This window comes from Streptomyces sp. NPDC002643 (assembly GCF_053592555.1).
The window spans coordinates 265,658-288,048 of sequence record NZ_JBSFVY010000011.1; the positions used below are offsets into that span (position 1 = coordinate 265,658).

22 protein-coding genes and 1 pseudogene are annotated in these 22,391 nt (G+C 69.7%); 7 read left to right on the forward strand and 16 right to left on the reverse strand.

From position 1 onward, the window contains the following. Positions 1 to 263 precede the first annotated feature (263 nt). The 5 genes from ACWD4G_RS19175 to ACWD4G_RS19195 all read right to left on the reverse strand — a co-directional run bounded on the left by ACWD4G_RS19175 (position 264) and on the right by ACWD4G_RS19195 (position 4,827). On the reverse strand, positions 264 to 842 hold the full coding sequence (locus tag ACWD4G_RS19175; RefSeq protein ID WP_451294821.1) for a winged helix-turn-helix domain-containing protein: 579 nt from the start codon (positions 840 to 842) through the stop codon (positions 264 to 266). A gap of 361 nt (positions 843 to 1,203) precedes the next feature. Further along, on the reverse strand, positions 1,204 to 2,166 hold the full coding sequence (locus ACWD4G_RS19180) for a DUF6891 domain-containing protein (RefSeq protein ID WP_451294823.1): 963 nt from the start codon (positions 2,164 to 2,166) through the stop codon (positions 1,204 to 1,206). 133 nt (positions 2,167 to 2,299) lie between these two features. Further along, positions 2,300 to 3,331 (reverse strand): glutamine synthetase, encoded by a 1,032-nt coding sequence (gene glnII / locus ACWD4G_RS19185; RefSeq protein ID WP_451294825.1) that lies wholly within the window; start codon positions 3,329 to 3,331, stop codon positions 2,300 to 2,302. 374 nt (positions 3,332 to 3,705) lie between these two features. After that, positions 3,706 to 4,311, reverse strand: coding sequence for a hypothetical protein (locus ACWD4G_RS19190; protein ID WP_451294827.1), 606 nt, complete (start codon positions 4,309 to 4,311; stop codon positions 3,706 to 3,708). Positions 4,312 to 4,467: 156 nt separating this feature from the next. Next, positions 4,468 to 4,827: an arsenate reductase family protein gene (locus tag ACWD4G_RS19195; protein WP_451294829.1), complete on the reverse strand. Its 360-nt coding sequence runs from the start codon at positions 4,825 to 4,827 to the stop codon at positions 4,468 to 4,470. Positions 4,828 to 5,042: 215 nt separating this feature from the next. Here ACWD4G_RS19195 and ACWD4G_RS19200 point away from each other — a divergent pair, with 215 nt between their 5' ends. Next, positions 5,043 to 5,357, forward strand: coding sequence for a hypothetical protein (locus ACWD4G_RS19200; protein ID WP_451294831.1), 315 nt, complete (start codon positions 5,043 to 5,045; stop codon positions 5,355 to 5,357). Positions 5,358 to 5,623: 266 nt separating this feature from the next. Then, positions 5,624 to 6,280: a DUF4360 domain-containing protein gene (locus ACWD4G_RS19205; RefSeq protein ID WP_451294833.1), complete on the forward strand. Its 657-nt coding sequence runs from the start codon at positions 5,624 to 5,626 to the stop codon at positions 6,278 to 6,280. A gap of 318 nt (positions 6,281 to 6,598) precedes the next feature. Here the strand turns inward: ACWD4G_RS19205 and ACWD4G_RS19210 are convergent, their stop codons facing one another. Continuing rightward, complete coding sequence (locus tag ACWD4G_RS19210; RefSeq protein ID WP_451294835.1) at positions 6,599 to 7,783, reverse strand: winged helix DNA-binding domain-containing protein; 1,185 nt, start codon at positions 7,781 to 7,783, stop codon at positions 6,599 to 6,601. Between the two features lie 355 nt (positions 7,784 to 8,138). Between ACWD4G_RS19210 and ACWD4G_RS19215 the strand changes: the two genes are divergently transcribed. Both ACWD4G_RS19215 and ACWD4G_RS19220 read left to right on the forward strand, forming a co-directional pair. After that, positions 8,139 to 9,479, forward strand: a complete 1,341-nt coding sequence (locus ACWD4G_RS19215) for a DUF2252 domain-containing protein (protein ID WP_451294837.1) — start codon at positions 8,139 to 8,141, stop codon at positions 9,477 to 9,479. Positions 9,480 to 9,657: 178 nt separating this feature from the next. After that, on the forward strand, positions 9,658 to 9,948 hold the full coding sequence (locus ACWD4G_RS19220) for a hypothetical protein (protein WP_451294839.1): 291 nt from the start codon (positions 9,658 to 9,660) through the stop codon (positions 9,946 to 9,948). A 59-nt stretch (positions 9,949 to 10,007) separates the two neighbouring features. Here the strand turns inward: ACWD4G_RS19220 and pspAB are convergent, their stop codons facing one another. From pspAB to glnA, 4 genes are all read right to left on the reverse strand, one after another. Next, positions 10,008 to 10,610 (reverse strand): PspA-associated protein PspAB, encoded by a 603-nt coding sequence (pspAB, locus tag ACWD4G_RS19225; RefSeq protein WP_451294841.1) that lies wholly within the window; start codon positions 10,608 to 10,610, stop codon positions 10,008 to 10,010. A gap of 6 nt (positions 10,611 to 10,616) precedes the next feature. Beyond that, positions 10,617 to 11,525 (reverse strand): zinc metalloprotease HtpX, encoded by a 909-nt coding sequence (htpX, locus tag ACWD4G_RS19230; RefSeq protein WP_451294842.1) that lies wholly within the window; start codon positions 11,523 to 11,525, stop codon positions 10,617 to 10,619. Between the two features lie 73 nt (positions 11,526 to 11,598). Then, entirely contained in the window at positions 11,599 to 11,856 is a 258-nt protein-coding gene (locus tag ACWD4G_RS19235; protein WP_451294844.1) for an SCO2583/SCO2584 N-terminal domain-containing protein, read from the reverse strand. A gap of 181 nt (positions 11,857 to 12,037) precedes the next feature. Beyond that, a complete protein-coding gene (gene glnA, locus ACWD4G_RS19240; protein ID WP_451294846.1) occupies positions 12,038 to 13,447 on the reverse strand; it encodes a type I glutamate--ammonia ligase in 1,410 nt (469 codons plus the stop codon). 194 nt (positions 13,448 to 13,641) lie between these two features. Between glnA and ACWD4G_RS19245 the strand changes: the two genes are divergently transcribed. After that, positions 13,642 to 14,109 carry an RDD family protein gene (locus tag ACWD4G_RS19245; RefSeq protein WP_451294848.1) on the forward strand — a complete coding sequence of 156 codons (468 nt, stop codon included), beginning with the start codon at positions 13,642 to 13,644 and terminating at the stop codon, positions 14,107 to 14,109. Positions 14,110 to 14,212: 103 nt separating this feature from the next. Here the strand turns inward: ACWD4G_RS19245 and ACWD4G_RS19250 are convergent, their stop codons facing one another. The 4 genes from ACWD4G_RS19250 to urtA form a co-directional block, all read right to left on the reverse strand. Next, entirely contained in the window at positions 14,213 to 14,914 is a 702-nt protein-coding gene (locus ACWD4G_RS19250) for a DUF4191 domain-containing protein (protein WP_451294850.1), read from the reverse strand. 273 nt (positions 14,915 to 15,187) lie between these two features. Beyond that, positions 15,188 to 15,391 carry an SCO2195 family GlnR-regulated protein gene (locus tag ACWD4G_RS19255; protein WP_451294852.1) on the reverse strand — a complete coding sequence of 68 codons (204 nt, stop codon included), beginning with the start codon at positions 15,389 to 15,391 and terminating at the stop codon, positions 15,188 to 15,190. 292 nt (positions 15,392 to 15,683) lie between these two features. After that, positions 15,684 to 16,649 carry a lipoyl synthase gene (gene lipA / locus ACWD4G_RS19260; RefSeq protein ID WP_451294854.1) on the reverse strand — a complete coding sequence of 322 codons (966 nt, stop codon included), beginning with the start codon at positions 16,647 to 16,649 and terminating at the stop codon, positions 15,684 to 15,686. 388 nt (positions 16,650 to 17,037) lie between these two features. Next, positions 17,038 to 18,288 carry an urea ABC transporter substrate-binding protein gene (gene urtA, locus ACWD4G_RS19265; RefSeq protein ID WP_451294856.1) on the reverse strand — a complete coding sequence of 417 codons (1,251 nt, stop codon included), beginning with the start codon at positions 18,286 to 18,288 and terminating at the stop codon, positions 17,038 to 17,040. A 263-nt stretch (positions 18,289 to 18,551) separates the two neighbouring features. On the opposite strand from urtA, the gene ACWD4G_RS19270 reads away from it, so the two are divergent. Further along, complete coding sequence (locus tag ACWD4G_RS19270) at positions 18,552 to 19,076, forward strand: MarR family winged helix-turn-helix transcriptional regulator (RefSeq protein WP_451294858.1); 525 nt, start codon at positions 18,552 to 18,554, stop codon at positions 19,074 to 19,076. Here ACWD4G_RS19270 and ACWD4G_RS19275 read toward each other — a convergent pair. Together ACWD4G_RS19275 and ACWD4G_RS19280 are read right to left on the reverse strand one after the other, a co-directional pair. Next, entirely contained in the window at positions 19,033 to 20,154 is a 1,122-nt protein-coding gene (locus ACWD4G_RS19275) for a substrate-binding domain-containing protein (RefSeq protein WP_451294860.1), read from the reverse strand. The genes ACWD4G_RS19270 and ACWD4G_RS19275 overlap by 44 nt on opposite strands. Positions 20,155 to 20,251: 97 nt before the next feature. Further along, positions 20,252 to 21,328: pseudogene (locus tag ACWD4G_RS19280) on the reverse strand (HoxN/HupN/NixA family nickel/cobalt transporter); the annotation flags it as partial. Positions 21,329 to 21,580: 252 nt separating this feature from the next. Here ACWD4G_RS19280 and ACWD4G_RS19285 point away from each other — a divergent pair. Beyond that, positions 21,581 to 22,222, forward strand: a complete 642-nt coding sequence (locus tag ACWD4G_RS19285) for a lysophospholipid acyltransferase family protein (protein ID WP_451294862.1) — start codon at positions 21,581 to 21,583, stop codon at positions 22,220 to 22,222. Positions 22,223 to 22,391 lie beyond the last annotated feature (169 nt).

The window sequence follows — 22,391 nt, forward strand, 5'->3', positions numbered from 1 at the left end:
CGCGACAGGGGCCTTCGGGCGCGCCCGGGAAGGATGCTTTCGCCGCGTTCGTCCCAGCTGCGGGCAATCGCGCCGCTGAGGCGGCGCTGACCCGGCGGTCGTCGTAGCTGCGGGCCGTCGTGCCGCTGGGGCGGTGCCCACCCGGCAGTTGTCGTAGCTGCGGGCAGGCGTGCCGCTAGGGGCGGCACCCATCCCAAAGAGAGCGGCACCCTGTCAGCGCCGGTAAGCGAGACCCCGCCCCGCCCAGCCCCAGCCAAGCTCACTCAACGCCCCACCGGCGGCGCGTACTTGTACCCCACCCGCCGCACCGTCTGAATCGCCTGACGGAACTCGGCCCCCAACTTCCGGCGAAGCCGGGCGACATGGACATCCACCGTACGACCGTCCCCGACATGCCCGTACCCCCACACAGTGGTGACCAACTGATCACGGGTGTGCACCCGATGGGGATGCGCGACGAGATGGGCGAGGAGCTCGAACTCCAGATAGGTGAGATCGAGCGCCCGCCCATCGACCTCGGCGGTACGCCGCACGGAGTCGATCCGCACCAACGGCTCCCCGGCGCCTGGCCCTTCGGCGCCTTCGGTGGCACCCCTCTGGGCACCCAACCTCCCGGCGCCGAACGCCGGCTGCTGATCCGCCGGCACGAGCACCAGATAACCCACCATCGGCGGCTGCCCCGGCAGCGACGGCAGCGTGTGCGGGGGCGCCGGCAGCCAAGTGGCCCCCGGCGGCAGCAAGTCCGCCACATCCACCACCTCCTCCCGCCCCACGGCACGCAGCCGATGCCGGGGCGAGGCCGTCAGAGGAGCGGCGGTCGGAAAAGTACGGGTGTTCGCCATGAGAGGTCAGCTCTTTCGCGCGAGAAGTCCGACGAGTTCGGCAGAAAACCTCGGCGACCGGGTCCATGGCCGGTCCGCCCGAGGGACGTACTCGTTGTCGCGCCGACCGAAGGCCGGGGTGTACGGCTTTAGAGGGCCGACGCGTTCATCGCGCGGCAACACACCCGGTCGAAGTCATGGTGCTGACGGGAAGGCCAGAACGGCTCCAGGTCATGACGACCCGTCGCGCGGCGGTTCTGGATGCTGGCCATACTCCCCATTGAAGCAGACACACCCCTCGGAGAGGACCCTCCTCTCACGGCTCGGACGCCCCCGGACACCGACGCACGCGTGCCCGGGGCTCGCCCCACCAGCGGTTTCCTCAGCCGACCAGCCGTTTCCGCCAGTCCAGCGGGGTGACGGTGATCGCCGTGGTGGGATCGCCGTCCCACTCCGTGGACAACCCCTCGGCGCCGAGCGCGGCCACGACCTGGTGCCCGACGGCCGTCGTCGTCTGAGGCGACCCGTCGAAGCCCCCGTACAGCAGCATCAGCCCGTACCCCTCGGCGGCCCCCTCCGTGCACTGGGAGTGGAAGAACACGAACCCCCGCGCGTCATCCGGCCCTTCGGCGCCTATCTCGCTCGTACCGCAGGTGCGGCAGCAGGTGAAGTTCTCCCGGGCCGTGATGCCGTGCTCGGCCTGGAGCGTCGCGAAGGCACGGGTGATCCGCTCGGGGTCGGTCGTCCCCTCCCAGGTCTCCTGCTCGGCGATGCGCTCCACCCACAGCCGGTCCACGAGCTGCCGGGCCTGTGCGGAGGAGACGGGACGGTCCTCGCCGTCGACCAGATAGTCCTCGGCGGCCTCGCTGAGCCGGGCCCGGTCGTCGTAACCGCAGCGCAGCAGCTCCCGTACCCGCTCCTCGACCTCTTCCCGTATGTCGTCCGGGAGTTCCGGCACGTCCTCGGGGGCGTCGTGCTCGACGGGGGTCCACTCGACGTCCGCGTCCCAGCCGTCCGACCGCCGTGCCCAGCCCGTCATGGCCTCGGCGACCCGCTCCCGGTCGGTGAGCACCGTCCCGAAGAACCGGTCGCGGCCCTCCCGGTACTCCAGTTGGTACTCCCCGTCCGTGCCGTCGTCGCCCCGCTCGTGCCAGACCTGGATGAACACATCCGGCACGTCCGGGACGCGCTGCACCACCAGGAACCGGTCGGCGTAACCCCCGATCCGGCACACCAGCTCCCGCAGCCGCTCCGCCGAGACCCGGACGTGCTTGTGCCCGTCCTCCGTCTCGGCCTTGATGGCAAGTCCGTCCACGGCGCCCACGCCGCCCCCGTCGATCTTCATGCCCCCACCATGACACGCCCCACTGACAACACCGACGGCGCCCCGTGCCCGCGCACCGGAAGACCCCCGCTTCCACACAACGCCAAAGGGCGCCCACCCCAATCGGTGGACGCCCTCCGCACAAGCCGGTGGATCAGACCTGGCCGGCCTTCTCCAGCGCGGAGCAGCAGGTGTCGACGAGCAGACGCGTCACGACGTACGGGTCGACGTTGGCGTTCGGGCGGCGGTCCTCGATGTAGCCCTTGCCGTCCTTCTCGACCTGCCACGGGATACGGACCGAGGCGCCACGGTTGGAGACACCGTAGGAGTACTCGTTCCACGGGGCGGTCTCGTGCAGACCGGTCAGACGGTCGTCGATGCCGGCGCCGTAGTTCTTGACGTGGTCGAGCGGCTTGGAGCCCTCACCGAGCGACTCGCACGCGGTGATGATCGCGTCGTAGCCCTCGCGCATCGCCTTCGTGGAGAAGTTGGTGTGCGCACCGGCGCCGTTCCAGTCGCCCTTGGCCGGCTTGGGGTCGAGGGTGGCGGAGACGCCGAAGTCCTCGGCGGTGCGGTAGAGCAGCCAGCGGGCCACCCACAGGTGGTCGGAGACCTCCAGCGGGGAGACCGGGCCGACCTGGAACTCCCACTGACCGGGCATGACCTCGGCGTTGATGCCGGAGATGGCCAGACCGGCCTCCAGGCAGTTCTCCAGGTGGGCCTCGACGATGTCACGGCCGAAGATCTCGTCCGCGCCGACACCGCAGTAGTAGCCGCCCTGGGGGGCCGGGAAGCCGCCCTTGGGGAAGCCGAGCGGGGTGCCGTCCTGGAAGAACGTGTACTCCTGCTCGATGCCGAAGATCGGCTCCTGGGAGGCGAACTTCTCGGCGACCTCACGCAGCGCGGCACGGGTGTTGGACTCGTGCGGGGTGAAGTCGATGTTGAGGACCTCGCAGAGGACGAGGACGTCGTTGCCGCCGCGGATCGGGTCGGGGCAGGAGAAGACCGGCTTGAGCACGCGGTCCGAGGAGTGGCCCTCGGCCTGGTTCGTGGAGGACCCGTCGAAGCCCCAGATCGGCAGCGCGTCCAGACCGGCGGGCTCACCCGCGATGATCTTGGTCTTGGAACGGAGCTTGGCCGTCGGCTCGGTGCCGTCGATCCAGATGTACTCAGCCTTGAAGGTCACGGGACACATCCTTCGGGGTGGGTCACTAGGCGCGTGTGCGGGTGCTACGGGGTGCTGCGGCGCTGCGGCACTGAAACGCCGCGCTGATGCCCGGCAGCCTGCCAACATGCGATTTCCCGATCATTGCTCGAATGTGAACCCCGTGTTACCGGACGCCCGTGTGGCCCGACTCACGTCGTGGGACGGCGGGCTCACACCCCCCGGCCGCCGGGAGCGTGGTGACCAGGCACCGGACAGGCGCCGACCCCGTTGCCCTCCTTCCCCAGGGAGAGCTACGGGGCCGACGGCACTGTCCTACGGTCGCCCCGGGCGGCGGCCGATCTCCTCACCTCACCGAGTCGACCGGGCCTGCGGCTTCGCCGCCCGGGCCGGGCTCACCCCACCTTCTCGATCAGCGCACGGCGGATCAGGAACTTGCCGGGCTCCCTGACCTGCTCGAAGGCGGCGTTGTTCAGCAGGACGCAGCTGCCGGAGACCGACGTGACCTCGACGGTCGTGGACTTGTCGTTGTCCAGGTTGGTCACGCGCAGCCTGGTACCGGCCGGGAACTCGTCGCTGGACGCGGCCGGGGCGCCGGCCTCGCCGGAGAGGGTGACGGTGGAACCGGCGCAGACCTGCTGCTCACCGGTCTCCCCGGCCGGCGTGGACGGCTGTGCGGGCTGTGCCGCCTGGGAGCCCTGAGCCGACTCCCCGACGACGCACCCGGACGCCTCCTGCTGGACCTCGATCTGGGCGATGACCGCCTCACGGTTGGCGATCCGGGCCTCCGACTGGGCGTCCGGATCGGCCCGCTGGCCCGCGATGAACCGCTCGTTGTTGCCGAGCGCGGTGGCCAGCCCCTGGCAGACGGTCGACTCGGCGGCGGTCTGCGCCGCGTTCGACGTGGCCGCCATGGCGAAGGCCCCGCCCCCCGCCACCGCCGCGGCGGTCACGAACAGCGCGACCCTCTTCTTCGTGCTGAGCGTTCTCCTGCGCGACATGCGCGCCTCCTGTTCCCGGCTGACCGACTCCCGGCCACCGGCTCGGACGAGCGAGTACGCCGCTACGTACGAGATCCCGAACGAAGCTACTCAACGGTCACAGGAAACACTCAAGTAACGCACATCACACGGGTGCTGGGGGCGGGGGCGAGGTGGTCACCTGCCCAGCGCGTCCCGTACCGCCTCCTCCGTGCGGCCGACCACCGCCGTGCCGTCGTCGGCGGTGATGATCGGCCGCTGGATCAGCTTCGGATGCTCGGCGAGGGCCTTGACCCAGCGGTCGCGTGAATCGGCGTCCCGCGCCCACTCCTTGAGGCCCAGCTCCTTCGCGACGGCCTCCTGGGTGCGGGTGATGTCCCACGGTTCGAGCCCGAGCCGGTCCAGTACGGCACGGATCTCGTCCTCGCTCGGGACGTCCTCCAGATAGCGGCGGACGGTGTACTCGGCACCCTCCGCGTCGAGCAGGCTGATCGCGCTACGGCACTTCGAGCACGCCGGGTTGATCCAGATCTCCATGCGCCCACGGTAGGCGATCCACGGCGTTCGCCGGGCGCCGGGGAACGGACGTCGTACGCATGCCCGAAACCCATGTCGCACCCCTGTCACAGAACCCCTCAAATGCCGTCTGGCCAGGGGCGATTGTCAGTGGGGGGTAGTAAAATTGAAGCAGTGTTCGAGGGTTGCCGACGGGGGATTTCCGGCGGCGCCCAGACCGCGACAGGAGGATGTCCGTGCCCGCTGCCGCACTGAAGTCGAAGCCGCTGCCCACCCAGTCCACCGCCCAGCATCCCGTCCTGCTCGACCTGCCGTACGCCCCCCTGGTGAAGCACACGCTGCCGCCCGGCCGCCCGCGTGAGTGGTACATCACGCACAACCGGCGCCTGAAGGCGATGCGCCTCGCCATCGCCCTGCTGGACTCCGGTGTCTACATGCCGAACCAGGCACGCAACGAGAAGATCCGGAGCACCGCCGAACTGATCGGCGTCCACCCGCCGTCGGACACCACGTGCCACATGGTGCGTGCGCTGATGCGCTACAGCCGCTGAGGGCCGCGCCGCTCGGCCGACCCGAACCGGTGCCGTCCACTCTTCGGGGTGGGCGGCACCGCCGTTTCGTGGGGGCGGAGTGGGGCGGGGCGGAGGAGAAAAGGGCGATCTCCGGCTGTCAGGGTTGGCCGGAGATCGCCCTAGCCCTGCCCGTCCCGGGTCCATACGATGCGGTCGCCCCTCGGTCTTCACAGCTCTTTCACAGGCCGTGGGGTCGCTGGTGCATGTCTATTGACATGTCCATGTCCTTGATTGGAGAACCCCCCATGGTTCGTGGTCTCCTCATGGGCGGCGCGATGGCCGCCCTGCTCGCCACCGCTCTGCCCGCGCAGAGCGCCTCGGCGGAGTCGCCGTTCGAAGACCCGCCCCCGGACAAGATCATCATCAAGGTCGCCACGGTGAACGGCTCCGGCTGTCCCCAGGGCACCGCCGCGGTCGCCGTCTCGCCCGACAACACCGCGTTCACCGTGACCTACAGCGACTATCTCGCCCAGGTCGGCGGCGGCGCCCCCGCCACGGCGTTCCGCAAGAACTGCCAGCTCAACCTGATCGTCCATGTGCCCGGCGGCTTCACCTACGCCATCGCGAGCGTCGACTACCGAGGCTTCGCCTCCCTGCAGCCCGGCGCCAGCGGTACGCAGAAGGCGTCGTACTACTTCCAGGGCAGCCCCGACACGGCCTCCCGCACCCACCCGTTCAACGGCCCCTACGAGGACAACTGGCAGGCCACCGACGAGACCGACTGGGCCCAACTCGTGTGGGCGCCCTGCGGTGTCGAACGCAACTTCAACATCAACACCGAGCTGCGTGTGAACCGGGGTTCCTCGCCGGCCAGTAGCACGAGCTTCATGACGATGGACTCGACGGACGGGGACATCAGCACGATCTATCACTTGGCGTGGAAGGAGTGCCCGGAGGGGTGAGCCGATGGGTGCCGGGTGCCCCCTGCTTTTCGGGCACCCGGCGCTGGTGCGGGCCGCTCGCCCGGGGCTGCCGCCCCCGGACCCCCGCGCGGCTTTCGGGGCCGGTTGTCGTCTGCGGCTCGGTGGGGGCTGATCGCGCAGTTCCCCGCGCCCCTAAAGACAGGGCCTGCGGCCCTGTGAAAAAGCGGGGCGCGGCCCCTGCTTTTTCAGGGGCGCGGGACTGTGACATGTGCGGCTCGGCCGCGTGGGCGCGAGCAACCACGAACCACCCGCAGCCGCCAACGCACCGAACCCCCCGAGCTTTGAGGCGCCCGGCGGTCAAGCCAACTCCCTCTCCAGCGGCGTCCGAAAACGCGGAGTCACCCGAGTCACCCCCAGCCACCCCCGCAACCGTTCCGCCTCCGCCTCGATGGCGGCCACCGCTTCCCTCCCCACCCCTCCCGCCCCCAACAGCCTCCACACGATCTCCCCGTCCGCGCGCTGGGCCCAGCCGCCCACGACCCGCCCGTTCCACCACACCGTCGGCCCGATGTTGCCGCTGCGGTCGAACAGGGCGGGCCGTATCTCGGGCGACAGGCACCAGTCGCGTTGCTGCCAGCCCATCGCCGTAGGGTCGAGGGCGGGCAGGAAAGCGGCCCAGGGTTCGGCGGGGGCGGCCACCGGGTCCTCGTCGTCGGCCGTCACCCACCCCACGCCCTCGTCCAGCGTCACGGCCCGCGCCCCGATCGCCGCCAGCGCCCGCCGTACCTCCGTCACCCGCCAGCCCGTCCACCACTTGAGGTCGGCCTCGGTCGCCGGACCGCAGGTCGCGAGCCATCTCCCCAGCAGCTCCGCCTGGGCGCCGGCCACATCCAGGTCGGGATGCGGCGGCGCCACGGCCCACCGGAACTGGCTCGACGTCCAGGACCCGAGCGGGCGCCCGCGTACGACCCGGCCCTCCACACCCAGCACCCGCAACAGCCGCGTCGAAACGGTGTGCTCACCCTCGTAGCTCTTCCCGGCCCCGTACACGAACCGCTCCCTCAACCGCGGCTCGTCACGGGCGAGTTCGGCCGCGGTCGCCTGGCCGCGCCGGGCCAGGGCGGCCACCAGGGCGGACTCCTCGACCTCCTTCAGCCAGGCCGCGTCGGGCGCCCCCGCCGCCGCCATCTGTCTCAGCAACGCGGCACGCGCCTTGGCGGCGACCTCCAGCCCGGTCGAGGCGTGCACCACGGCGGCCAGCCCCGTGGGGAACACGAACACGGTGTGCCGCATGCCGTGCATCCGCACCAGCGTCCGGTCGTCGTACAGCGCCCGCTCCGTTTCGGCCACCGTCCGCCCCGCGTCGGCCAGCCGGGCGCCCACCGCCAGATACACCGTCGCCGGGTCCGTGCCGTGCAGCGCGACCAGCGACCCGGCGACCTCCTCGGGCACCGTCGCCCGTACCGATCCGGCCAACCTGTGCCGCACCCCCAGCCGCGCCCGCCGCTCGCCCCCGTCGACGTACCGCCGCGCGTCCCCCATCCCCATCGCCTCCGCCCGTCGTATGCCACACGTACGCCCCACTCGTCCTCGAAGGCATCCTGCCCCACCCCACTGACAATCGGCCCCCACCAGCCCGTATCACCCGTTTCGCCTCGCCGGACATGCAGTCGCCACCGGCCCGGCTTTCACTGCGATCAGGGCGATCCAGGAGTGGCGGAGCCGGGCCGGGCGGCGGGCCCGCGGACCCACTGGCGCCGACGGAGTCGGAGAGGCGGCGTGGGATGGCGCGCAACGGAATACGCGGAACGCACGGAATACAGGGAACACGCGGAACACGACGAACACGCGGAACACGAGGAATGCCTGGAACGAATGCGATACGCCGGGCGAGCCGATGAGTACGCCCGAAGACCGTGCCCGGCAAGGCAGGCAGGCCCGCAAGCACGTCCCCCGCTCCGCGCACGCGGCCTGGCTCGCGCCGGTCGACCGGACCGACCCCGTCGCCGTGCTCCAACGCCAGGGCCGGGACCGTCTCTCCGAACTGCTGCCCATCAGGTACGGGCGGATGAGCGTCTCCCCGCTCGCCTTCCTGCGCGGCGCCGCCGCCGTGATGGCCGCCGACCTCGCGACGCTGCCGCACACCGGCCTCACCGTCCAGCTCTGCGGCGACGCCCATCTGCTCAACTTCGGCCTGTACGCCTCCCCGGAACGCGCGCTCCTCTTCGACCTCAACGACTTCGACGAGACCTTCCCGGGCCCCTTCGAATGGGATGTGAAACGACTCGCCGCCTCCGTCGCCGTCGCCGCACGGGAGAACGGCCACGCCGACAACGACGTCCGCAGGGCCGCGTACGAGGCGGCCGCCGCGTATCGCAGGACCATGCGTGACCTGGCCGGACAGGGCGAACTCGCCGTCTGGTACGCCCGCGCCGATACCGATGAGCTGCTGCCGCTGATCCGCTCGAAGAAGAGCCGCCGGCGCGTGGAGTCGAGCCTCGCCCACGCCCGCCGCCGCACCAGCCTGCACGCGCTCGGCAAGCTGACCGAGACCGTCGAGGGACGGCGCCGTATCGTCCACGACCCGCCCCTGCTGGAGCCCGCCGGTGCCCCCGACATGGCGTCCCTGCGCAAGATATTCAGCGACTACCGCTCGACCCTCTCCGAGGAGCGCCGGCTCCTCCTCGACCGCTACCGCTTCGTCGACGCCGCCCGCAAGGTCGTCGGCGTCGGCAGCGTCGGCACCCGCTGCTTCATCGTCCTGCTCGCCGGCCGCGACACCGACGACCCCCTCTTCCTCCAGATCAAGGAGGCCCGCCGCTCCCTCCTCGAAGAACACCTCCCGAAGGGCCCGTACGACCATCCGGGCCGTCGCGTCGTCGCAGGTCAGCGGGTGCTGCAGGCCGCCGGTGACATCTTCCTGGGCTGGATGACCGGCCCCCAGGGGCGGGCGTTCTACTGGCGCCGGCTGCGCGACTCGAAGGGTTCCGCCGAGGCCGCCTCGCCGAACCCCGCCGACCTCCTCCTCCACGCCCGGCTCTGCGGTACGACCCTGGCCCGCGCCCACGCCCGCTCCGGCGACCGCATCGCCATCGCTGCCTACCTCGGCGGCAAGGACACCTTCGAACAGGCCGTCGCCGGCTTCGCTCTCCACTACGCCGACCAGACCGTCCGCGACCACAAGGCCCTCACCGACGCCATCACGGCAGGCGTGGTCACCGCCGAGCCCGGACTCTGACCGGCCCCCGACAGCCGCGTATCCGTGCCGTCCCCTCCCCATGGGAACCGGACGGGGCATCCGGTGCCCCATCCAGTGGCCCGTCCGGCGTCCCCAAAAATGGGATGCCCGCGCCCACGTCCCACGAGCATCCTGGAGTCAAGCCATCACCCACCCCAACGCCAGAAGGAGGCCCGTCATGAGTACTGTCATCCTCTCGGCGGCGGCGGTTCTGGTCGTCATGGGTTTCTCCAACAAGGCCCTGTGGCTCGCCGCGGTCGCCCTCCTCTACCTGTACATCCGCTACGGCCTCACGAGGGGCGGCTCGTCGACGGCGTCCGGCACCCCGTCGACCGGCACCCCGGCCCAGCCCGCCACCTACCGCGCGTACCGCGACCGCCGTGACCAGCAGGCCAAGTGGGAGCGCCGCTACCGCCGCGAACGGCCCTTCGAGTCCCGCCGCCAGGAGCGGGAGAAGAGCCAGAAGTAGGCAAGAGGCGGACACGAAGCGGACAGTCGCTTACGACAACCGGCCGTGCCCCGGGGCGATCACAGCCCCGGGGCACCCCAGATCGGGAACCACCGCGTCAGCTCGGGCTCGATCCGCAGCTCGTCCCCGAGTACGGCCCTGATCCTCAACTCCAGCGCGCCGTCCCGCCGTTGCCCGTCCCCGCCGGCCATGGGCGCGAACGGATAGAACGTCCCCCGCTTGTAGAGATAGACCAGCCCGAGCCGCGCCCCGTCCGCCCCCTCGAACCCGACCACCGAGCACAGCAGTCGCGGCCCGAACCCACCGCTCTCCAGCGCGCTGTTGACCGCGTGCAGATCACCGACCAGCGCGGGCAGATCCTCCGGCCCCGGCCGCCGCCGGGACACCAGCCACGAGTACCCGTACTCGTCCCGGACGACCTCGACCCCCGCCTCGGCCCCACCCCGCCCGGCATCCGCGCCGAGCAACGCCCGCACCTCCCGTCGTACGTCCTCGAAGGCGGCCCCCTCGACGGACGCGAAGCACACCGCGCCCGCCCCGGTGGGGGTGAACGAGGCCGAGGCTTCGAGGGTCACGGCGGCGGAGGGCAGGCCGAAGAGCCGGTCGAGATCGGCGGGTACGGGCTTGGTACGCCCGAGAAGGACATCCAGAAGCCGCCCCACACCGGCTCACCCCGCCTTCCTGGTCTCGCCCAACTCCACGGAGATGGCGGCCAGTTGTTCGAGACGCTGCTCCAGCGTGGGGTGGGTGGACAAGAACCGGGGCAGATGCGAGTGGTCGCCCAGGGCGGGGGTGAAGTAGAACGCGTTGAACGCCTGCGACGTCCGCAGATCGCGGGTCGGGATACGGGCGATGTCGCCGGTTACCTTGGTGAGCGCGGAGGCCAGCGAGGAGGGCCGCCCGGTGAGCAGGGCACCCGCCCGGTCGGCGGCCAGCTCCCGGTACCGGGACAGCACCCGGATGAGCAGGAAGCTCAGTGCGTACACGGCGGCCGAGATCCCCATGATCGCGGCGAACACGACGGCGGTGTTCTGGTCGCGCCGCCCGCCGAACAGGTTCGAGTAGAACGCGAACCGTACGACGATCCCGGCGAGCACCCCGAGGAACGAGGCGATCGTCATCACGGCGACATCGCGATGCGCCACATGCGACAGCTCGTGCGCGAGCACACCCTCCAGCTCGTCCGGCTCCAGCCGCCGCAGCATCCCGGTGGTCACACACACCACGGCGTGATCGGCGTCCCGCCCGGTCGCGAAGGCGTTCGGCATCTCCATGTCGGCCACCGCGACCTGCGGCTTCGGCACATCCGCCACCGCACACAACCGATCGACGACCCCGTGCAGCAGCGGATACTCCTCCCGCTCCACGACCCGCCCCCGCATCGCGAACAACGCCACCCGGTCCGAGAACCAGTACTGCGCCCCCAACAGCCCCGCCGCGATCACCACGACCAGCACCCAGGACTTCAACAACACGATCAACGCGGCGACGAACACCACGTACAACAATCCGAGCAGAAAAATCGTGACCGCCATCCGCGCACTCAGCCGCGGATCGCTCCGGAACCGGTTCGGCATCCGTACCACCCCGCACTCAGGCCGGCACTCGTCCCGCCTTCCATTGTGCGCCCGGGAACAACGGTTCGGGTTCCTAGTACGACGACCGATAGTTGATGTAACCGATCAGCGCGATCAGGCCCGCCACACAGCCGAAGACAATGAGGGTCGAGACCCAGGACGACCGGCGGGGTGTCACCGGGCCGGGGTCGGCGCGGAAGGGCTGTGGCCGGGGCGGGTTCTCCTTCCAGCGCGCGGCGAGCATCCGGGCCCGGGCCGAGGGCTCCTTGTGCTCGGCGCTCTCCGCCCATCCGAGGTCGAACTCCCGCTCGCTGCCGTCCTGTTCGGGCATCCCCGTATCTCCCCGTTGTCCGTCGAACAGCGTTGTCTGTCGAACAGCTGTGCAGAAGACCATACGCCGACGCCCCCGCCCGGAAAAACCGGAACGGGGGCGTCGGCGAACGAAACGGTCGGCCTACGAGGCGATCAGCGCCTCGCACTCCGAGACACCGCGCATACTCCGACAGCGCCGATCACACGTCGAAGTACAGCTCGAACTCGTGCGGGTGCGGGCGCAGCTGGAGCGGGGCGATCTCGTTCGTCCGCTTGAAGTCGATCCACGTCTCGATCAGGTCCGGCGTGAAGACGTCGCCCTGGAGGAGGAACTCGTGGTCGCGCTCCAGGGAGTCGAGGACGGCCGGGAGCGAGGTCGGGACCTGCGCCACGCCGGCGTGCTCCTCGGGAGCCAGCTCGTAGAGGTCCTTGTCGATCGGCTCGGCCGGCTCGATCTTGTTCTTGATGCCGTCCAGGCCCGCGAGGAGCAGTGCCGAGAAGGCCAGGTACGGGTTGCCGGAGGAGTCGGGCGCGCGGAACTCGACGCGCTTGGCCTTCGGGTTGGAGCCCGTGATCGGGATACGCATCGCGGCCGAGCGGTTGCGCTGCGAGTACACCAGGTTGATCGGGGCCTCGAAGCCCGGGACCAGACGGTGGTACGAGTTCACCGTCGGGTTGGTGAAGGCCAGCAGCGACGGGGCGTGCTTGAGGATGCCGCCGATGTAGTAGCGGGCGGTGTCCGACAGACCCGCGTAACCGGCCTCGTCGTAGAAGAGCGGCGAGCCACCCGACCACAGCGACTGGTGGACGTGCATGCCCGAGCCGTTGTCACCGAAGATCGGCTTCGGCATGAAGGTCGCCGTCTTGCCGTTCTTCCACGCCACGTTCTTCACGATGTACTTGAAGAGCATCAGGTCGTCGGCGGCGGCGAGCAGCGTGTTGAACTTGTAGTTGATCTCGGCCTGGCCGGCGGTGCCCACCTCGTGGTGCTGGCGCTCGACCTGCAGGCCGGACTTCTCCAGCTCCAGGGAGATCTCGGCACGCAGGTCGGCGAAGTGGTCGACCGGCGGGACCGGGAAGTAACCGCCCTTGTAGCGGACCTTGTAACCCCGGTTGTCCTCCAGCGCACCGGTGTTCCAGGCGCCCGCCTCGGAGTCGATGTGGTAGAAGGACTCGTTCGACGTGGTGGCGAAGCGCACGCTGTCGAAGACGTAGAACTCCGCCTCGGGACCGAAGTACGCGGTGTCCGCGATACCGGTCGACGCCAGGTACGCCTCCGCCTTCTTCGCCACGTTCCGAGGGTCACGGGAGTACTGCTCGCCCGTGATCGGGTCGTGGATGAAGAAGTTGATGTTGACGGTCTTGTCCCGGCGGAACGGGTCGACGCGCGCCGTGGACAGGTCCGCGCGCAGCGCCATGTCGGACTCGTGGATGGCCTGGAAGCCGCGGATCGAGGAGCCGTCGAAGGCCAGCTCCTCGGCCGGGTCGAAGGCCTCCGCCGGCACCGTGAAGTGCTGCATCACGCCCGGCAGGTCGCAGAAGCGGACGTCGATGAACTTGACGTCCTCGTCCGCGATGAACTTCTTGGCCTCGTCGGCGTTCTGGAACATCCAGCTCCTCCTACTCCCGACGTCGGCCGGGGTGGTAGTTCGTTCGCGCGCCAGTGCGGTGGCACACGCTGATCTCGACACTAGGGATGGGTGATTTCTCGTACGTGACCCATTTGTTTCGCACAAGTTAACCGGACATCCCGCCCGGCACCCCACCTGTCCATATCGCAAAACGGTCGCAGTACGGTGGTCCGGTGGACAAGAGGCAAGCAATCGGATCGTGGCTCTCCGGCCCCCGCGCGGCCGCGGAAGAGGCCGGTGTCGACTTCGGATACCGGGGTGAGCAGTTGGGTCTGCCGGAGGAGGGTCCCGGTTCCATCGCCCGCCCCGGCCGACGCCTCGGCGCCCTGGCCGTCGACTGGGGTCTGTGCCTCTTGATCGCATACAGCTTGATCGCGGACAGCTACAACGAGGCGGCGCAACTCTGGGCGCCGCTCATCCTGCTCGCGCTGATGGTGCTCACCCTCAGCACGGTCGGCTTCACTCCGGGTAAGCGCCTTTTCGGCCTCCGCGTGGTCGCCCTGGACACCGGCCGGGTCAATCCGCCGCGCGCTCTGTTGCGTACGGTCCTGTTCTTCCTCGCCATCCCGCCCCTGGTGTGGGACCGCGACGGCCGAGGCCTCCACGACCGCCTGGCGCGGACGGTGGAGGTGCGCATCTAGCGTCAGTCCTGCGTCGCTCGTACGACGACGAAGGGGGCGCCCGGAATCAATCCGGGCGCCCCCTTTCTCGTACGAGGAGCGAGTCCGCGTCGGTGTCGGCGGTTCAGCGGGCCTTCGGGCCGCCCTTCGGCATGCGCATGCCCTTGGGCATCGGCCCCTTCGGCAGCGGCATGTTGCTCATCAGGTCGCCCATCGCGCGGAGCCGGTCGTTGGTGGTGGTCACCTGGGGGCCGGAGAGGACACGCGGCAGCTTCAGCATGGTCGTACGGAGCTTCTTCAGCTCGACCTGGCCCTCGCCGGTGCCCACGATCAGGTCGTGCACCGGCACGTCCACCACGATCCGGGCCATCTTCTTCTTCTCGGCGGCCAGCAGGCCCTTCACCCGGTTCGGGTTGCCCTCGGCGACCAGGACGATGCCGGCCTTGCCGACGGCCCGGTGCACCACGTCCTGGCTGCGGTTCATCGCCACCGCGGGCGTCGTCGTCCAGCCGCGGCCCACATTGTCCAGGACCGCCGCGGCGGCGCCCGGCTGGCCCTCCATCTGCCCGAACGCGGCACGCTCCGCCCGCCGTCCGAAGACGATCGCCGTCGCCAGGAAGGCGACCAGGAGGCCGAAGACACCGAGATAGATCGGGTGACCGATCAAGAAACCGATCGCGAGGAAGACACCGAAGGTGATGATTCCGACAGCCGCGAGTACAAGACCGATCTTCTTGTCGGCCCTGCGGGTCATCTTGTACGTCAGGGCGATCTGCTTGAGTCGCCCGGGGTTCGCAGCCTCCGCTGCGGATTCCTTCCTCGCCATGGCACGAAGTCTACGTGGCCGGGCAAGTGCGGACGACGGCGGTGCCGGTGGGGACCGGTGACCGGCTGCGACGCTGGGGAACGCGCGCCGGGCGGCGGCTGTGCCGGATGGAACGGGGTCGAGCGGTGGTCGTACGGGAGTGCTCGTGCTCGTCACGGGAGCGGTCGTCCTGCGCGGTGGTGCGTCGTACGGGGTGGTGCGTTGTGTGCGGTGGTGCGTCGTACGCGGTGGTGCGTCGTACGAGGTGTGCGTTGTGCGCGGTGGTGCGGGTGGTTACGACATACGCGCGGCGACGGCCTCTTCGAGGACTCGCTCGGCCTCGACGCGGTCCTTGGCGCGGCGGCGGTCCTCCAGGACGGAGGTCCAGGCGTTGCGGCGGGCGGTGCGCTGGCCGCCGCTCATGAGGATCGACTCGACGGCACGGAGTGCATCGGTGAACGACGGAATCGCGGTGGCACGGACGGGCGCGGCCTGCATGTGGAGGTCCCCCTCGGGATTCAAGGCTCAGGTGAGAGCTGTACCGGGTGTAAAACCAGGGTCACTGATTGGTGTTACCAGGGCGTGACCGACCGGTCAAACACCAATGAAACCTTGATGCGCGGCCTTTAAACCCCGACGCGGCCCCGACAACGCCCTCATCTGCGAGGACTGTCGGGACCGCGCCCAATCGGCCATTACCGGCGAGTAGCTACTTGTGCTCAGATTCACACGACGGCGTGGCACTGCGTGCCATTTGGCGGAGCCGTACGAAGGAGTCGTACGAGGGGTGTCACACGGCCTGCGAGGCGACGTAGGAACCCCGCTTCTCGATGGCCATCTGGTACAGCCGCCCGGCGCGGTAGGAGGACCGCACCAGTGGGCCGGACATGACGCCGGCGAAGCCGATCTCCTCGGCCTCCTGCTTCAGCTCGACGAACTCCTGCGGCTTGACCCAGCGCTCCACCGGGTGGTGGCGGACGCTCGGCCGGAGGTACTGCGTGATGGTGACCAGCTCGCAGCCCGCGTCATGCAGCTGCTTGAGCGCCTCGACGACCTCCTCGCGGGTCTCACCCATGCCGAGGATCAGATTGGACTTGGTGACCAGGCCGTAGTCGCGGGCCTCGGTGATGACCTTCAGCGAGCGGTCGTAGCGGAAGCCGGGGCGGATGCGCTTGAAGATGCGGGGGACCGTCTCGACGTTGTGCGCGAAGACCTCGGGGCGGGAGGCGAAGACCTCTTCCAGCAGTTCCGGTACGGCGTTGAAGTCGGGGGCGAGCAGTTCGACCTTGGTCTTGCCGGCCTCGCGGTTCGCGGTCTGCTCGTGGATCTGGCGGACCGTCTCGGCGTACAGCCAGGCGCCACCGTCGGGGAGGTCGTCGCGGGCGACACCGGTGATGGTCGCGTAGTTCAGATCCATGGTGACCACGGACTCGCCCACGCGCCGGGGCTCGTCACGGTCCAGGGCCTCGGGCTTGCCGGTGTCGATCTGGCAGAAGTCGCAACGCCGGGTGCACTGGTCGCCGCCGATGAGGAACGTGGCCTCGCGGTCCTCCCAGCACTCGTAGATGTTCGGGCAGCCGGCTTCCTGGCAGACCGTGTGCAGGCCCTCGCTCTTCACGAGGCTCTGCATCTTCGTGTACTCGGGGCCCATTTTCGCGCGGGTCTTGATCCACTCGGGCTTGCGCTCGATGGGGGTCTGGCTGTTGCGGACCTCCAGGCGCAGCATCTTGCGTCCGTCGGGTGAGACTGCGGACACATCGGCTCCCTGTGCATTCGATTCTTCGGCGTACACCAGGGTACGCCCGTACGATTCCCGCCCCCGCCGCCCCTACCCGTCCCATCCCCAGGGGTGGCGCCCCTTCGACCCCGCCACGGGGGAGGGCTCGGGAAGAGGGGTTGTTCGGCGGGTGCGGGTGGTGTCGTGGTCGCTCGCGCAGTTCCCCGCGCCCCTAAGGGCAAGGGCCTGCGGCCCTCGAAGGCGCGGGGCGCAGCCCCAAGCCTTCAGGGGCGCGGGGAACTGCGCGACCAGCCCCCACCCACCCGCACCCGACCACGCACCCCGCGGGGGCCCGGGGGCGCAGCCCCCTGGGGATGGGACGGGTAGGGGCGGCGGGGGCGAGAAGCCTCTTGGGCGGGCCCGGCCGTCAGGAGAGGCCGGACGCCCAGTCGTACCCCTTCAAATACGGGTCCGGCTTGATCGGCTTGCCGGAGTTCCAGACCTCCTCGATCAGGCCATCCGCCCCGACCTTCCCGATACGCGCCGTCTTGTAGACATGCTGCGTGGCCCCGTCCACGGTGACCGCCCCCTCGGGCGCGGCGAGTTCGATACCGTCGGAGGCCGACTTCACCTTGGCGACGTCGAAGGACCCGGCCTTCTCCACCATCTCCTTCCAGAGGTAGACGGAGATGTACGCGGCCTCCATCGGATCGCTGGTCGGCTTGTCCTTGCCGTAGGCGGCCTGATACGCCTTCACGAACTTCTCGTTGGCGGCCCCCGGAGTGGTCTCGTAGTAGTTCCAGGCGGTCAACTGGCCTTCGAGATACTGGGTGCCGATGCTCTTGACCTCCTCCTCGGCGATGGACACCGACAGCACCGGCAGGCTCTTCGCGGTGAGCCCGGCGGACTTGTACTCCTTGAAGAAGGCCACATTGCTGTCACCATTGAGGGTGTTGAACACGGCGTCCGCGCCGGCGTCCTTCACCTTGTTGACGATGGTGGCGAACTCCGTGGAGCCCAGCGGCGCGTAGTCCTCACCGGCCACCGTCATCCCGTTGGCCGCCGCGTACGCCTTGATGATCTTGTTGGCGGTGCGGGGGAAGACATAGTCGCTGCCGACGAGGTAGAGCCGGGTCAGGCCCTGCTTCTTGAGGTAATCGAGGGCGGGGACGATCTGCTGGTTGGTGGTGGCGCCGGTGTAGAAGATGTACGGCGACTGCTCCAGGCCTTCGTACTGCACGGGGTAGAAGAGGAGCGACTTGTAGCGCTCGAAGACGGGTTTGACGGCCTTGCGGCTGGCGGAGGTCCAGCAGCCGAAGGTGGCGACGACCTTGTCGTCGGTGATCAGTGCCTCCGCCTTCTCGGCGAAGGTCGGCCAGTCCGAGGCGCCGTCCTGGCTGATCGGCTTGAGCTTCTTGCCGAGGACGCCACCGGCGGCGTTGATCTCCTCGACGGCCAGCAGCAGCGCGTTGTGGACGGTGACCTCGCTGATGGCCATGGTGCCCGAGAGCGAGTTCAGCAGGCCGACCTTGACGGTGTCGCCGGAGGTGTCCGCCTTGGCGCCGGAGTTCGTCGTGGCGGTGCCGGTCTTGGCACCGCAGGCGCTGAGTGCGGCGGTCGCGCCGAGCGCCGACACACCGGTGAGCAGACCTCGTCTGCTGATGCTGAACCCGGACATGCAGAACCTCCTTGCCCGCGAAGGGCGTTGTGGAGAGGGAGCGGAAGTCCGTCACAGCCTGGGATCGAACTGTTTCGTCGCTGTTTCCGAGCAATTGAAGAACAGTTTCCAGGGGAAGTAATTTTCGAGATCCATTACTTCCCCCAGAAAGGATGTCCTTCTGCGGATGTCCTTTCTGGCCGCCTTGTCAGAGGCGCGGTCCTCGAAGGTAGGCTCGCCGCATCCCCGTCGAGGGGGCGGGGATACGCGAGTTGAGGAGTGCGATGGCGAAGCAGCCCCAGGAACTGCTCCACTTGCTCACCCGGGCCGAGCGGCTGTCCGTACGACGGGTGCAGTCCGTGCTGGACGAGTTCGACTGTTCCGTCGAGGCGTGGCGGGTCCTCGATCTGCTCTCCGACGGGCGCGGCCACAATATGACGGCCCTCGCCGACCACGCCTTCCTCCCGGCCCCCAGCCTGACCAAGCTGATCGACCAACTCGTCGACCAGAACCTGGTGTTCCGGCGTATCGACCCCGCCGACCGGCGTCGCGTCCTCGCGCATCTCACCCCGCGCGGCAAGGAGCGCTGGCAGCTGCTGACGCGTGAAGTACGGGCCGACTGGGCGGAGTTGGCGCCCCTGCTCGCGGAAGCGGAGGCGGAGGCGGAAGCCGGTGAGGACGGGGGCGGTCCGCGGCTGGAGCCGTTGTTGGACCGGCTGGCCCGGGCCCTGGAGGAAGGGGCCTCGGCGGGCGGTCGGGGCCGGGTCAGCGGAGGTCGTGCGGAGCGCGCAGCTGGGCGAGCACGTTGAAGTCGTAGCCGTCGGCCTCGGCCAGATAGATGCGCTGGCGTACGTGCCGGCCGTCGAGCCGCAGCAGCCCGCGCGGCCCCTCGTACGAGACGGTGTCGGCGGTGGCGCCGATCGCGGAGACGTCGAGGGCGCGGGCCCGCTGGATGAGCGCGGCGAGCAGCAGGACGCCCTCGTAGCAGGACTCGCCGAGGCTGCCTGGGGTCGGTGCGTCCAGGCCGAAGCGGTCGGCGTACTGGCCGTGGAAGTCGAGGGTGTTGCGGTCGGCGAGCGAGGCGAAGAATCCGGCCGTGCTGTAGAGGTCGACGGTGGCCTCGGGGCCGCTGCCCATCAGCATGTTCTCGTCCATCAGGGTGCTCAGCCGGAGACAGCGCCGGTCGAGGCCGGAGGCGGCGAAGGCCCGGTTGAAGCGGACCGCGTCGCTGCCCACGAGCAGCATCAGCACCCCGTCCGCGTCCGACCTCTCGATACGGCGCAGTACGTCGGTGAACCCCTCGGTGCCCAGCGGCAGATACGCCTCGCCGCACACCCGGCCCCGGCAGGCTCGGGCGTAACCGCGCGCGGCGCGGGCGGTGTGCCGGGGCCATACGTAGTTGTTGCCGACGACGAACCAGCGGCGCACCCCGCGTGCCTCCGCGAGCAGCCGCATGGCGGGCAGCAACTGCCAGGACGGTGTCTCACTGGTCATGAAGACGCCCTCGGTGCGCTCCCCGCCCTCGTACAGGGCCGTGTAGACGTACGGCACCCGGTGGGCGATGCGCGGGGCGACGGCCTGGCGTACGGAGGAGATGTGCCAGCCGGTGACACCCTGCACCAGGCCCGAGGCGACCAGGGCCTCGACCTCCTCCGCGACCCTGAGGGGCTCGGCGCCGCCGTCGACCTCGATCAGCCGTAGCTCCCTGCCCAGCACTCCCCCGGACTTGTTGACCTCCTCGGCGGCCAGCCGTGCGCAGGTCGCGCAGGTGGGGCCGAAGATCCCGGCGGGGCCCTGCATCGGGTAGACCAGCGCCACGTTCAGGGTCGAGGCGTCGGCCGTGAACCACTCGGGGGTGGGGAGGTGGAGCGGGGGCGGCCGGTGCATGGCCACATGATTGCGTGGGCGTCCGCGCGGCCCAAGAGCGGGCGTGGATCGAGACCGTTTCGTAGGGCGGGTCACGGTCGGGCGCGCCGGGGTGAGTTCATGGGCGGGCGCGCTGGGGTGGGGCGAGTGCCGCCGACCACTTCTCCTCGATACGGCCGAACCGCCAGACCAGCAGGGCGACGGCCCAGGTGGCGAAGAACAGGGCGACGACGACGTAGCCGATGATGTTGAGGTCGAGGCCGGCGGCCCAGGTCCAGAACGGGCCGTGCGGATGCGCCTGTTCGGCGACGAGGCCGAGGAGTTCGACGGTGCCGATGATGAGGGCGACGGCCACGGAGAGGCCCGTGATGGTGAGGTTGTAGTAGACCTTGCGGACCGGTTCGGAGAAGGCCCAGCCGTAGGCGAAGTTCATGAATGAGCCGTCGATGGTGTCGAGCAGCGACATTCCGGCCGCGAACAGGACGGGAAGGCAGAGGATCGCGTACCAGGGCAGCCCGGAGGCCGCGCCCGAGCCGGCGAGCACCAGCAGCGCCACCTCGGTCGCCGTGTCGAAGCCGAGGCCGAAGAGCAGGCCGAGCGGGTACATCTGCCAGGGCTTGGTGATGGACCTCATCAGCCGTCCGAGGAGGCGGTTCATGAAGCCCCGCTTGTTCAACTGCTCTTCGAGGGCGGCCTCGTCGTAGGAGCCGGAGCGCATCGCGCGGAAGACCTTCCAGATCCCGGCCAGGATCACGAGGTTGATGATCGCGATGAGGTAGAGGAAGGTCCCGGAGACGGTCGTGCCGATCCAGCCGGTGACCTCGTGCAGCCCGGAGTCGTCGTTCCGGACCGGGCCCGCGAGGGCCTTGACGCCGAGGGTGAGGAGGAAGGTGAGGGCGAAGACGATGCTGGAGTGGCCGAGGGAGAACCAGAAGCCCACCGACAGCGGGCGCCGGCCCTCGCCCATCAGCTTGCGGGTGGTGTTGTCGATGGCGGCGATGTGGTCGGCGTCGAAGGCGTGCCGCATACCGAGGGTGTAGGCCGTGACGCCCATGCCGATCCCGAAGGTCTTGTTCCCGACGCTGTAGTGCTCGGGGGCCACGAGCACCACCAGCGTGAACCAGCCGATGACATGCAGCGCCAGGATGAACGCGGCCATCCCGCCGAGGTTCGTCCACTCCTTCCGCGTCATGGCCGGGGTCCTTTCTCTGGGTTTCTCTCGCTCTGGGTGTCTCGTGCCTCTCCGTCCCGCCGAAGGGCACCTTCACCCTTGTGCGGTGACGTGGTAGCTGCAAGTAGCTCGCAGTAAAGCCGATGCCATGATTCGGTCAGGTCGGGCAGGGGCTACCTGGGGTGGTCGGTCGCTGACTTGAGTACACGTACTCAGGTCGGGCGCCGCGCTTCCGCCGATGATGAAGATCACTTCACTGAAAGCGGGGGATCATCCATGCTCAGCCGACTCGCCGATGTCCTGGTGCCCGTCTTCGGGCGTCTGACGGTGACCGCCGACGCCGACGCCGAGTTGGCGCCGGGCAGCATCATCGCCGCGAACCACACCTCGCTCGCCGACCCCGCGATCGTGCTGGCCGCACTGCGCCGGTTCGGGGTGCGGCCGGTGGTGATGGCGGCGGCCGGGCTGTGGCGTGTCCCGGGGCTCGGGCAGGCGCTCGGGCGTGAGGGCCACATACCGGTGTACCGCCACGACGCGCGGGCCTCGCGGGCGCTCGACCTCGCGGCGGCCGCCCTGGAGGAAGGCCGGCTGGTCCTCATCTACGCCGAGGGCGGCATTCCGCCGCGCAAGGACGCCGCCGAGGCCATGCCCGCAGCCTTCCGCAGCGGTCTGTCCCGGCTGGCCGAGCACACCGGGGCGCCCGTCGTACCGGTCGGTCAGGCGGGCGCGCGCCGGGTGACATCGGGGAGCGTGGCCAAGCAACTGGCCGGGCTGGCGACCGCGCCGGTGCGGCGGCCGGGGCTGCATGTGCATGTGGGGTCGCCGATCAGGTTGACCGGCGACCGGGGGGCCAGTACGGCGCAGGCGCATGGGGCGGTGACGGCCGCGTGGAGGACCGCAGCCTCGGCGCTCCGCTAGGGGGGCCGTGATAAGCGGTTGTGCCGCGATGGGTTGTCGGTCGTCTGACGCGCCGTCGTGGCTGGTCGCGCAGTTCCCCGCGCCCCTTTATTTCGGGCCTCCGGCCCTGAATGACGGCCCTGCGGGCCGATGAAAAAGCGGGGCGCAGCCCCCGCTTTTTCAGGGGCGC